The following is an 11,961-nucleotide window of genomic DNA, read 5'->3' as shown; positions in this document are numbered from 1 at the left end:
GTGAAGGTTCGGTGAAGGCCCGTGGACGCAACGGTGGAGATGCGGGGCGCGGTAACGGAAATCAGCCGAAAGGACGACGCCCCGATATCGATAGTCGCGGAGTATTAAGCGGCTGTCACCGGCCGGCAAATTCTCATCGCGGCCGGTGATCTCGTGACCTACTATCCTTTGTGGACAGTGTCTAGCAACGGGGAGAACAATCTATGGAACGTCGTGGCGTACTGCGCCGCTGGGCGGCGGTGGGGGTTGCCCTCACCGTCGTGACGACCATGCTCGGCGCGGCCACCGGCGGTGCCGCGATGGCGGCTCCGGTCGAGCCCGTCAACCCGGTCCGGAAGGCGGGGCCGAATCCGGCCCCCTCCGACGTGATCAAGGACCGGTACATCGTCGTCCTGAAGGACGGCAAGGCGAGCGCCGAAAAGACGCGGGCCAGCGCCTCGTCGTTGGCCCGGGCCAACGGTGGAACGGTCCGCCGGGTCTACACCTCCGCCCTGCGCGGCTACTCCGCCCAGATGACCGAGGCGCAGGCCAAGAGCCTCGCCAAGCACGCCGACGTCAAGTCCGTCGAGCCGGTGCGCACCTACTCGAAGACCGACACCCAGACCAACCCGCCGTCGTGGGGCCTGGACCGCATCGACCAGGCCGGTCCGGTGCGGAGCAACACGTACACCTACCCGAACACGGCGAGCAACGTCACGGCGTACGTCATCGACAGTGGTGTCTGGCTGAGCCACCCCGAGTTCGCCGGCCGGATCCAGTCCGGATACGACTTCGTCGACAACGACCCCGACGCGACCGACTGCGAGGGCCACGGCACGCATGTTGCGGGCACCCTCGGCGGCACCACCTACGGCGTGGCCAAGAACGTGAAACTGGTCGCCGTACGGGTGCTCGACTGCTGGGGCGTGGGGTCGACCGAATCGGTGGTCGGCGGAATCGACTGGGTGACCGAGAACGCGGTCAAGCCGGCCGTGGCGAACATGAGCCTCGGTCGGGCGTCGGGCGACCCGGCGATCGACGCCGCGGTCACGGCGTCGATCGCCTCCGGCGTCACCTACGCGGTCTCGGCCGGCAACGGCATCACGACCCAGTTCGGTGTCCAGCCCCAGAACGCCTGCAACGCCTCGCCGGCGAGGGTGTCGGCCGCCATCACCGTGGGGGCGACCGATCACCTCGACTACCGGGCCTGGTTCTCGAACTTCGGGCCCTGCGTGGACCTGTTCGCCCCGGGAGTCAACATCCGCTCGGCGGCGGCCGGCATCCCCGAGGGGCTGGTCGCGGACGGCACGTCGATGGCCTCGCCGCACGTGGCGGGTGCGGCGGCGCTGCTGCTGTCGGCGAACCCGACCTGGACGCCGCAGCAGGTGCGTGACGCCATCGTGACCGGTGGCACCTCCGGTGCGGTCTGGGACAGCATCGGCTCACCGAACCGCATGCTGCGCATCGGCACGGGCGAGATCGCGCGATCCGGCATCGGTCTGCGCTCGCACGCCAACGGCAAGTTCGTGACGCCGGGTGCCGGCGGCAACCAGCAGCTCGTCGCTTCCGCTGCGGCGCCCGGTCCGGGCGAGCGATTCGACCAGGTGGACGCCGGCAACGGCTTCGTCGCCCTGCGGTCGAGGGTGAACGGTTTGTACGTCTCGGCGGACTTCGCCGGGGGTCGGCCGCTGATCGCCAACCGACCCGCGATCGGGCCCTGGGAGCTGTTCCAGGTTGTCCACAACGCCAACGGCAGCGTGAGCTTCAGGGCGAACGCCAACGGCAACTACGTGTCGGCGGACTTCGCCGGGGGTCACCCGCTGATCTCGAACAAGCCCGCGATCGGGCTCTGGGAGATGTTCGACTACGTGCTGCCGTATCCGACGGTCAGCATCCGGGCGAACGCCAACGGCAAGTTCGTGTCGGCGGACAGTGCGGGTGCCGCACCGCTGATCGCCAACCGTGACGTCGTCGGCCCGTGGGAGCGGTTCGAGGTCGTCGACCAGGCTGACGGCACCTTCTCCTTCAAGGCGAACGCCAACGCCAAGTACGTTTCGGCGAACGCCGCGGGGACCAGCTGGTTGATCGCCCGGGCCGGGGCGGTCTTCGACTGGGAGAAGTTCTACGTCGAGCAGTACAACGCGCAGGGCAGCGTCTACCTCACGGCGCTCGTCAACGGAAACGCGGTGACGGCGGAGTCCGCCGGTGCCGCCCCGCTGATCGCCAACCGGACGATCAACTACCAGTACCCCGATCTGGGTCTGGGCGTCTGGGAGCAGTTCTACATCGAGCCCATCAACTAGGGTTTCGTGATCACAAGGGGTCCGGCTGGCTGCGGCGAGCCGGACCCCTTCGTGATCGCCCGAGTCGTCCGTCGACGGGCGGCGCGGGTTACTTCGGCTGGGCGGGGGCGGCGCCGGGGCCGCCACGGCCGTGGCCGCCGAAGGCCGGCAGGATGCCGGCGTCGAGTGCCGCGGTGATCGCGTCCGCCTGCTCCTGGGTCAGCTTGCCGTCCTTGACCGCCTGGGCCAGCCGGTCGGAGATCTTGGCCGTCCAGTCCGCCCTGTCGCCCTTCGGCTTGCCCTGCGGCTTGGCGTCGGCCTTGCGCTGCTCCCGCAGCTTCTCCAGCGCTGCGGTCACCTTGTCCGTGGAGATGCCCAACTCCTTGGCCAGGTCCTCGGCGAACGCCGCCGATCCTCCGGGCCCTTCCGGCCGGTCGCCCCGGTCACCGGGAGCCGGTGCGGGCGCCGACGAGGCCGACGGGGCCGGGGTCGGATCCTCGGCGAACGCCACGGTCGGTACGGCGACCCCCACGGCGAGTACGCCGGCAGCGGCGAGCCCGCCGAGCGCCGTCTTCCTGGAGATGGTCCTCAACATCGAAACCCCCATGTTCGGTGTGCGGTGTCTGACCCACCCACCGTCACGGGTCGACCTGTACGAAGACCGTGCCGAACCTATGCAAGGCCTGTGAATCAGCCATGAGAACCGAAATGCCCTCCCAGACCCGGCAAAACTCACGGGGAGGTCGACGTCAGCTCACGGCGGACGAGACGGTCAGGGTGCCGGCGGTGGTGTCGAGCGTGGCCGGCGTACCGACGGCGACGGTGAGCTGGCCGTGACCGTGCCCGATCGGCAGGCCGCCGAGGACCGGCACGCCCAGGTCACCGAGGCGTTCGGTGATCACGTCGGCCACGCTCACCGCCCAGTCGTCGGCACAGTTGGTGAACTGGCCCACCGCCACCCCGGCCACCCCGGCGAGCACCCCGGACCGGCGCAACTGGGTGAGCATCCGGTCCACCTTGTACGGCGGCTCCTCGATGTCCTCGATCAACAGGATCGCGTCGGTCAGGTCGGGCATGTCGGGGGTGCCGACCGACGACACCACCAGGCAGAGGTTGCCGCCGATCAGCGGGCCGCTGGCCGTACCGGGCACCAGGACCGGGGCGGTCTCCTCGTTGGGCAGCCGGGTGACCGTGGCCGGTTCGGTGGTCATCAGCGCCCGGCGCAACGACTCGGCCGACTCCGGCGGGGTGCGCCGGTCCAGCCAGGCGGCACCGGGACCGTGCACGGTGGCGAGCCGGGCACCGCGCCAGAGCGCGAACTGCAACGCGGTGATGTCGGAGAAGCCGGCCACCACCTTCGGATCGGCGCGCACCGCCGCCATGTCGATCGCGTCGACCATCCGCTGCGCGCCGTAGCCGCCCCGGGTGCACAGGATGCCGCGTACGTCCGGGTCGGCGAAGGCGGCGTTCACGTCGGCGGCCCGCAGCTCGTCCGAGCCGGCCAGGTAACCCTGCCGGGCGTACGCGTTGGTCGCCAGCACCGGGCGCAGACCCCAGCCGCTGAGCAGTTCCAGCCCCCGGGCCACCCGCTCCGGCGCGGTCGGACCGGACGGCGAGACCAGCATCACCCGGTCGCCGGGACGCAACGCGGGCGGGCGTACGGGCTGCGTGCGGGCCAGCGGGACGGCGGTCACCGGTCGGACATCGGTCATGGGGTGCCAGCCTATCCGGATCGTCTTGGGCCACCGGATAGCCTCGACGTCGTGGCAACCGCTCTGGTGATCGAGAATGACCCGACGGACGACCTCCGTCGGCTGGGGGAGTGGCTGACCGAGGCCGACCTCGACCTGCACGTGCTCCGGCCGCACGCCGGTGACGACCTGCCCGAGGACCTCGCCGGCTTCGACGCGCTGGTGGTGCTCGGCGGGCAGCAGCAGGCGTACCCGCTGCCCGACGGCAGCCCCGAGGAACCCTGGTTCCCGCAGTTGGAGGGACTGCTGCGCAAGGCGGTCCGGCACCGCCTGCCCACGCTGACGATCTGCCTCGGCGCGCAACTGCTGGCGACCGCGCACGCCGGCACCGTCGCGCTCAGCTCGGCCGGGCCGGAGGTCGGTCCGGGGGTGGTCGGCAAGCGCGACGCCGCCGACGGCGACCCGCTGTTCAAGTGGGTGCCGCTCATCCCCGACGTGCTCCAGTGGCACCAGGACGAGATCACCGAGCTGCCGCGCGGCGCGGTGCTGCTCGCCGCCTCGACCCGCTACCCGCACCAGGCGTTCCGGCTCGGTGACCGGGCCTGGGGGCTCCAGTTCCACATCGAGGCCGACACCGACATGATCGCGAACTGGGCGACGGACTCGGCGATCCTGGCCGAGCTGGGCTACGACCGGGACGCCGTCATCGCCGCCGCCGACGCGGTGATGGCCGACGTCGAGGAGGTCTGGCAGCCGTTCGCCGTACGCTTCGCCGCCCTGGCCCGGGGCGAGCTGGACGTGCCGGCGCCCCGGCTCGACCTGCCGCTGCTCCGGCCGCAGGAGCCGCGGTGACCAGACCGACCAGCGCACACGGCCGGCTCGCCCGATACGGCTTCGGCACCGCCGACGGCGACCACGGCTCCCGCGCCGCCGACCTGCTCGGTCCGACCGGCCTCGGGCTCTGGGACGACACCGCGCAGGAGCCGGTGGACCCGTCCGCCGCCGACCTGATCACCGCCCTGTCCCGGTCCGCCGACGCCGACCTGGCCCTGCGTCAACTGCACCGCCTGGTCGAGGCGGAGCGGCGGGCCGCCGGCCCGGACACCGGGGCCGGGTCGGCCGTGCTGGACGCGGTGGCCGCCGATCCGGGGCTGCGCCGCCGGCTGGTGGCCGTACTCGGGGCGTCGTCGGCGCTCGGCGACCACCTGGTGGCCAACCCCGACCAGTGGCGGGTGCTGGTCACCGATGCCGACGGGCTCGCCCCGCGCGCCGACGGCACACTGTACGACGGCACCCTGCCCGGCGTCGCCCTGCCGCCGCTGCCGGTGGTGGCCGCGCTGCGGCGGTCGTACCGGTTGAGCCTGCTGCGGATCGCGGCGGCCGACCTGACCGGCGGACAGGGCCTGGAGCAGACCATGTCGGCGCTCTCCGGGCTCGCCGACGCCACCCTGAGCGCCGCGTACGACATCGCGGTCGCCGAACTGCCCCCCGGTACGGCACTGCCCCGGCTGGCCGTGGTCGCGATGGGCAAGTGCGGGGGCGACGAACTCAACTACGTCTCCGACGTCGACGTCATCTTCGTCGCGGCCACCGACGACGACCTGACCGCCGCGACCTCGATCGCCACCCGGCTGATCCACATCTGCGGACTGGTCGCCTGGCCGGTCGACGCGGCGCTGCGCCCCGAGGGGAACCGGGGTCCGCTGGTCCGGACGATGGCCAGCCACCTCGCCTACTACCGTCGCTGGGCCCGCACCTGGGAGTTCCAGGCGCTGCTCAAGGCCCGCCCGGCCGTCGGTGACCTGGATCTGGCGCGGGAGTGGATCGACGCGCTCGCGCCGCTGGTCTGGACCGCGGCCGAGCGGCCGGAGGCGGTCGAGGACGTCCGCGCGATGCGGCGTCGGATCATCGACAACATCCCGCCCCGCGAACTCGAACGGGAGATCAAGCGCGGGCCGGGCGGGCTGCGCGACATCGAGTTCGCCATCCAGTTGCTGCAACTCGTGCACGGTCGCGGCGACGATTCGCTGCGCGCCTGCGGCACCATTCCGGCCCTGCGGGCACTGGTCGCCGGTGGGTACGTCGGCCGGGCCGACGGTGAGTCGCTGCTGCGCGGCTACCGGTTCCTGCGTACGGTCGAGCACCGGCTGCAACTACAGGGCCTGCGGCGTACGCACACCGTGCCGACCGAGCCGCAGGCGTTGCGCTGGCTGGCGCACGCGCTCGGCTACACCGCCACCCCGGAGCGGGACGCGGTCGAGGCGTTCCGCTCCGAGTGGGTCACCCACGCCAGCGAGGTACGCCGACTGCACATCAAGATCTTCTACCGGCCGCTGCTGGAGGCGGTCGCCCGCGTCAACACCGACGGGCTGCGGCTGACCCCGGAGGCGGCCAAGCACCGGCTGGAGATCCTCGGCTTCGGCGACCCGACCCGCGCGTTGCAGCACCTCCAGGCGCTCACCGGCGGGGTGACCCGGACCGCCGCGATCCAGCGCACCCTGCTGCCGGTGCTGCTCCAGGAGTTCGCCGACGCACCCGTTCCGGACCAGGGGCTGCTCAACTACCGGCAGGTCTCCGACAAGCTCGGCAGCACCCCGTGGTACCTGCGGCTGCTGCGCGACGAGGGGCCGGTCGCCCGGCGGCTCGCCCGTACGCTCGCCCTGTCCCGGTACGTCGCCGACCTGCTCGCCCGCGACCCCGAATCGCTGCGGCTGCTCGCCGACGACACCGAGCTGGTGCCGCGCGACCCGGCCGTACTGCGCGACGGGTTCACCGCCGCCGCCAGCCGGCACCTGCCCGGACGGGGCCCGGACCCGGCCGACCCGACCTCGGCGATCAGCGCGGTCCGGGCGCTGCGCCGCCGCGAGCTGATCCGGCTCGCCTGCGCCGACGTGCTGCACTCCGCCGGTTCGCTGGCCCCACCGTCGCCGGAGACCGAGGAGGCGCTCGGGCCGGCGGTCGCCGCCGAGTCCGACATCATCGGCACCGGCGCGGCGCTGAGCGCGGTCACCGACATGACCCTGGCCGCCGCGCTCCAGGTCGCCCGCGCGGCCGTACCGGAGTTGCCCGGACTGCGGTTCGCCGTGATCGGCATGGGCCGGCTCGGCGGGTACGAGCAGAACTACTTCTCCGACGCCGACGTCCTGTTCGTCTACGATCCGCCGCCGGGGGTGGCCGAGAGCACGGCGAGCGCCGCCGCGCACGCCATCGCCGAGGAACTGCGCCGGCTGCTCGGCACCCCGAGCTCCGACCCGCCGCTCGGCGTCGACGCCGACCTACGCCCCGAGGGCCGCCAGGGTCCACTGGTACGCAGCATCGCCGCCTACGCCCAGTACTACGCCCGCTGGTCAAAGGTGTGGGAGGCGCAGGCGCTGCTGCGCGCCCGGTTCGTCTGCGGTGACGCCGACCTGGGCCGGGAGTTCGAGCTGATGGTCGACCCGGTCCGCTACCCGGAACTCGGGCTGAACCGCGCCCAGGTGACCGAGATCCGGCGGATCAAGGCACGGGTGGAGACCGAGCGGCTGCCCCGGGGAGCCGACCCGGCCACCCACACCAAGCTCGGCCGGGGCGGGCTCGCCGACGTCGAGTGGGCGGTGCAACTGGTCCAGCTCCGGCACGCCGGTACCGTCCCCGAACTGCGCGGTACGCGTACCCTCGACGCGCTCGGCGCGGCCCGCGACGCCAAGCTGATCGACCCGGCCGACGTAGGCGTGATGGCGGCCGGCTGGACCCTGGCCGCCCGGGTACGCAACGCGTTGATGCTGGTCCGGGGTCGGGCCGGCGACCAGTTGCCCCGGCACGGGGTGGAGTTGGCGGGCGTGGTCCGGCTGCTCGGCGGCGACGATCCGGGCGAGTTCCTCGACCACTACCTGCGTACCGCGCGACGGTCGCGGGCCGCCGTGGAGCGCGTACTCGATGCCTGACCGGCGCCGCCCGCTGGGGACCGGTGCCGTCCGGGCCACCGGCGGGCGGCTCGGTTCGCCGGTCGGCGTGGCGGGGGTGGTATCGCTGCTGTTGGCGGTCGCCTTCCTGCTGGCCCCGAAGATGGGCACCGACCTGGCCGCCCAGGTGGCCCGGGCGAACTTCGTCGACCGGTTCGGCGCCACCCCGATCGACCTCGGCTGGTACGGCGGCATCAACCAGTTCGGCTACAGCCTGTTCACCGCCGCCCTCGGTGCCACGCTCGGCGTACGGGTGGTCGGCGCGATCGCCGCGGTCGGCTCGGCACTCGCCTTCGCCTGGCTGCTGGTGGCCACCGGCGCCCGGCGCCCGGTGTTCGGTGCGCTGCTCGGCGCCGTGGTGCTGGTCGGGAACCTGGTCAGCGGCCGGATCACCTTCGCCGTCGGCCTGCTGCTCGGCCTGCTCGCCCTCTGCGCCGTCGCGGCTTCCGCGGGGAGGAGTCCGGTACGGGCGACGCGGGTCGGCTGGTTGGTGGGGGCCGGGGTGCTGGCCGCGTTGAGCACCTGGGCCAGCCCGGTGGCGGGGCTGTTCGTCGGGCTGGCCGGCGGGGCGCTGCTGCTGGTCAACCTGCGTCGCCCGGTGCGTCCGGGCCCGCCGCCGCGACCGGGAGCCCGGGGTACGGGCCGGTGGCGGCCGGTTCGTTGGCGGTTCGGCAACCAGTTGGCCGGGGCGCTGGTGCTCTGCGTTGCCCCGGCGGTCGCGTTGGCGCCGATGGCGTTGTTGTTCGGCAACGGCGGGGTGCAGCCGTACAGCTTCGCGTCGATGCGCACGAACGTGGTGTTGGCGCTGGTGGTGCTGGTGGTGCTACCGCGCCGGTGGCGGGCGGTCAAGGTCGGCGCCGCGCTGACCGTGGCGCTGCTGGTCGGCGCCTACTACCTGCACAGCCCGGTCGGTTCGAACGCTCTGCGGCTGCCGATGCTGTTCGCACTGCCGGTGCTGGCCGCGTTCGCCGACCTGCGTCTGCGTTGGCTGGTGCCGCTGCTGGCGCTCGCCGTCTGGTGGCAGAACCCGGTGATGGTCAGCGACCTCGGTCGGGCCGGCTCGACCGAGAGCCGGGCGGCGTTCTACCGGCCACTGGTCGACGAACTGGCCCGACGCGGACCGGTCGGCCGGGTCGAGGTGGTGCCGCTGCGCGACCACTGGGAGTCGACGTACGTCGCCCCGACCGTTCCGCTCGCCCGAGGCTGGGAACGTCAGGTCGACGTCGACCGCAACCCGCTGTTCTACCGCGACCGCCTCGACCCGCAGGAGTACGTCACCTGGCTGCGCCTCAACGCCGTCAGTTACGTGGCCCTCGCTCCCGACAGCGTCCCCGACCGGTACGCCCGCGACGAGGCTGCCCTGGTCACCGCCGGCCTGCCCGAGTTGCGCGAGGTGTGGCGGGACCCCACCTGGGTGCTGTACGCCGTGCAGGACCCCATGCCGCTGGTTGGTGCGGCGGGACGACTGACCGAATCGAGCCCGGCCGGGGTGACGTTCGTCGCCGAGGCTCCCGGCGAGGTGGTGGTCCGGGTGCACTGGTCGCGCTTTCTTAGCGTGACCGGGCCGGGCGCCTGCCTGCGAGCCACCAGCGACGGCTGGACGATCGTTCGGGTCACCACCGGCACCTACCGCCTCGGCAGCGACCTGCTCAACCCCGGCCCCCACTGCTGACTCCGACCCGGTCGCACCCACCCAAACTGCTCGCGTCGCCTCATGATCTCGAAGAGTTTGGCTCGCCACAGCCGGCCGAAGTCTTCGGGATCCTGAGGGCGGCGCGACGCACCGGAGGTCGGCGTGAGTCGGTCACGATGGAGAGGGAATCATGGATGCTGGACGACTGAACTACTTTGCCTTCTTCAAGGAGCTCGGATACCGCGTCGGGCGTACGGTGAGCGCTAGCGAATTTGCGCGGTCACCGTGTCCAGACAAAGCGGACGTCGTGTCGTACCTCCGCTCTGGATCAGGGCTGGTGGTGGTGCCCGGATACCAGAATGACCCATTCGTCGGGCCGGCTCGGTCGATCATGGGTGGGGGAAGTGTTTGCACCGACAGTGAGTGGGTGTGGCCGACCATTGCGGCAGATCTCGTGGATCTGTACGACATCGCTGTCCCGGGTCAGTTCATTCGGCACATGAGAAACGTGGGGTTTGCGGCTCGTTCCCTTTCGCGTGACGAAGTTCTCGCGATCTTCCTGCGTGCTCGGGAGGAGCTCTCGGTCGAACCGTCGGCAGACACGTCCGATGGCGTGGCGCGGCTGCGGATTCTGGATACTCGGAAGATTGGCGATCGAGTCGTCGACTGCATAGCTCGGGCGGATGGTGGGCCCGTCTCGGAAGGAAACGAGCTGGGGCATGTCGACGGTGATGAAACGGGTGTCGGATCGGTTGAAGTCGAGAAGATTCTCCGTCGAGAGGAGCGCCTGCCGCAGCTTGCCGTGGGGGAGACTGCCAGAGTGATGCTCGCTGGCGACAAGGTGGCTGCGATAAGGGCGGGAATGGTCTTGGTCGTGGCGTGACATCGAGGGGGTGACCAGGGCATCCGAGCCCCCATGACACGATGGTCGCCGTGCCCCGGTTCCGTCTCGTCCGCTACGCCGGCCTGGCCGGGGCGATTCTGCTGGCGGTCGCGGCCCGGTTCGGCGGTGTGCTGCCGCGGTGGCGCGCCGGGGTCACCCCGGCCGGCATCTGGCAGGGAGAGCACGGGCCGCTGATCCTCGGCTGCTGGCTGGTCGGCACCGCCCTGCTCGCCGGTGCCTGGTGGGCCGCCCGCGACGGCGTCCCGTCGACCCGATGGGCGTACGTCACCACCGGGCTGTGGCTGCTGCCGCTGCTCGCCGCGCCGCCGCTGGGCAGCCGTGACATCTACTCGTACGCCTGCCAGGGGGCGGTGCTGCACGACGGCGGCAACCCGTACACCGGTGGCGTACGGGAGCTCGGCTGCCCGTGGCTGGACTCGGTCTCGCCGACCTGGCAGGACAGCCCGGCACCGTACGGGCCGGTGTTCGTGCTGCTCGCCGGGCTGGCGGTGGCGATCGGCGGGACACTGGCCGGCACCCTCGCCGTGCTGCGCCTGTACGCCGTGATCGGGGTCGCGCTCACCGCCGCCTGCCTGCCCGCACTCGCCCGCCGCTGCGGGGTGGCGCCGCAACGGGCGCTCTGGTTGCTGCTCGGCTGCCCGGTCGTGGCCGTGCACCTGATCTCCGGGGCGCACAACGACGCCCTGATGATCGGGCTGCTGACGGCCGGGCTGCTGGTGACCGTCGCTCGGCCGGGTCGGCCGCTGCCGCTGTTCGCCGGGGGAGTGCTGCTCGGGCTGGCGGTCGGGGTGAAGGTCACCGCCGGCGTGGTGGTCCCGTTCGCGGTGCTCGCCGCGCTGTCCGGTCCGTACCGGTTCCGGGCGCTGCTGCGCGACGGGATGCCGGTGGCGGCAGGGGCGGCGTTCGCCGTACTCGCGGTGTCCGGGCTGTCGGGGCTGGGCTGGGGCTGGGTCGATGGGCTCGCCCGCAGTGGTGACTCGGTGCAGTGGACCTCGCCGCCGACCGCGTTCGGGTTGACCGTGGACTACGCCGGGCGCCTGTTCGGGGCCGATCTCGACGCTGTGCCGGCGACCCGACTGGTGGGGTTGGGGCTGCTCGGCGTACTCCTGGTGTTGCTCTGGTGGCGGGCGCGGCGCGCGGATCCGGTGCTCGGGGCGGGCCTGGCCCTGACCGCCACGGTTGCCCTCGCCCCGGTCTTCCACCCCTGGTACGCGACCTGGCCCCTGGCGGTTCTGGCGGCGACCGCGATCGCGGGCCGGTGGCTGGTCGTACCCGGATTGTTGATCTCGTTTCTGACCCTGCCGGACGGGACCAACCTGGCCCGGTTCAGCAAGCTGCCCGGCGCCCTGGCGATGACCGGGTTCGTGCTGGTCGTGGCGCTGCTCGGGGTGCGTTCGGCCCGGCGGCGCCGGGTGGAGCCGGACCTACCGGAGTTGGCGGAGACGGCCCCGAGCGGCCGCTAGGACACCGCTCAGCCGGCCAGAGGAGCGCAATCTATTTGTTGCGAAGGATGCATCCATGAGCCTCGGCC

8 protein-coding genes are annotated in these 11,961 nt (G+C 72.1%); 6 read left to right on the top strand and 2 right to left on the bottom strand.

The window, feature by feature from the left end; genetic code table 11:
* Window positions 1-203: 203 nt before the first annotated feature.
* Window positions 204-2,282 carry a S8 family serine peptidase gene (locus ACZ6QQ_RS17325; RefSeq protein WP_465877334.1) on the top strand — a complete coding sequence of 693 codons (2,079 nt, stop codon included), beginning with the start codon at window positions 204-206 and terminating at the stop codon, window positions 2,280-2,282.
* Between the two features lie 88 nt (window positions 2,283-2,370).
* On the opposite strand, the gene ACZ6QQ_RS17320 is transcribed toward ACZ6QQ_RS17325, so the two are convergent.
* Both ACZ6QQ_RS17320 and ACZ6QQ_RS17315 read right to left on the bottom strand, forming a co-directional pair.
* Window positions 2,371-2,856, bottom strand: a complete 486-nt coding sequence (locus ACZ6QQ_RS17320) for a hypothetical protein (RefSeq protein WP_465877333.1) — start codon at window positions 2,854-2,856, stop codon at window positions 2,371-2,373.
* Between the two features lie 154 nt (window positions 2,857-3,010).
* Window positions 3,011-3,973 carry a S66 peptidase family protein gene (locus ACZ6QQ_RS17315; RefSeq protein ID WP_465877332.1) on the bottom strand — a complete coding sequence of 321 codons (963 nt, stop codon included), beginning with the start codon at window positions 3,971-3,973 and terminating at the stop codon, window positions 3,011-3,013.
* A 51-nt stretch (window positions 3,974-4,024) separates the two neighbouring features.
* Here ACZ6QQ_RS17315 and ACZ6QQ_RS17310 point away from each other — a divergent pair, with 51 nt between their 5' ends.
* The 5 genes from ACZ6QQ_RS17310 to mptB all read left to right on the top strand — a co-directional run bounded on the left by ACZ6QQ_RS17310 (window position 4,025) and on the right by mptB (window position 11,893).
* Window positions 4,025-4,804: a type 1 glutamine amidotransferase gene (locus ACZ6QQ_RS17310; RefSeq protein ID WP_465877331.1), complete on the top strand. Its 780-nt coding sequence runs from the start codon at window positions 4,025-4,027 to the stop codon at window positions 4,802-4,804.
* On the top strand, window positions 4,801-7,875 hold the full coding sequence (locus tag ACZ6QQ_RS17305; RefSeq protein ID WP_465877330.1) for a bifunctional [glutamine synthetase] adenylyltransferase/[glutamine synthetase]-adenylyl-L-tyrosine phosphorylase: 3,075 nt from the start codon (window positions 4,801-4,803) through the stop codon (window positions 7,873-7,875). Before ACZ6QQ_RS17310 ends, ACZ6QQ_RS17305 begins: the two co-directional genes overlap by 4 nt.
* Window positions 7,868-9,565, top strand: a complete 1,698-nt coding sequence (locus ACZ6QQ_RS17300) for a hypothetical protein (RefSeq protein ID WP_465877328.1) — start codon at window positions 7,868-7,870, stop codon at window positions 9,563-9,565. Before ACZ6QQ_RS17305 ends, ACZ6QQ_RS17300 begins: the two co-directional genes overlap by 8 nt.
* Before the next feature lie 151 nt (window positions 9,566-9,716).
* The gene (locus ACZ6QQ_RS17295; RefSeq protein WP_465877327.1) at window positions 9,717-10,409 is read left to right on the top strand and encodes a hypothetical protein; all 693 of its coding nucleotides are present in this window, start codon (window positions 9,717-9,719) and stop codon (window positions 10,407-10,409) included.
* 41 nt (window positions 10,410-10,450) lie between these two features.
* Entirely contained in the window at window positions 10,451-11,893 is a 1,443-nt protein-coding gene (mptB, locus tag ACZ6QQ_RS17290; RefSeq protein ID WP_465877326.1) for a polyprenol phosphomannose-dependent alpha 1,6 mannosyltransferase MptB, read from the top strand.
* The last annotated feature ends 68 nt before the right edge of the window (window positions 11,894-11,961 follow it).

It is taken from the genome of Micromonospora sp. NPDC049529, from assembly GCF_055586685.1.
This window is presented reverse-complemented; position numbering and strand designations above follow the sequence as displayed.

Coding starts and splice junctions, on each gene's coding strand:
- ACZ6QQ_RS17295 (WP_465877327.1), top strand. CDS start 9,717: ATGGATGCTGGACGACTGAACTACTTTGCCTTCTTCAAGGAGCTCGGA.
- ACZ6QQ_RS17320 (WP_465877333.1), bottom strand. CDS start 2,856: ATGTTGAGGACCATCTCCAGGAAGACGGCGCTCGGCGGGCTCGCCGCT.
- ACZ6QQ_RS17325 (WP_465877334.1), top strand. CDS start 204: ATGGAACGTCGTGGCGTACTGCGCCGCTGGGCGGCGGTGGGGGTTGCC.
- ACZ6QQ_RS17315 (WP_465877332.1), bottom strand. CDS start 3,973: ATGACCGATGTCCGACCGGTGACCGCCGTCCCGCTGGCCCGCACGCAG.
- mptB (WP_465877326.1), top strand. CDS start 10,451: ATGGTCGCCGTGCCCCGGTTCCGTCTCGTCCGCTACGCCGGCCTGGCC.
- ACZ6QQ_RS17300 (WP_465877328.1), top strand. CDS start 7,868: ATGCCTGACCGGCGCCGCCCGCTGGGGACCGGTGCCGTCCGGGCCACC.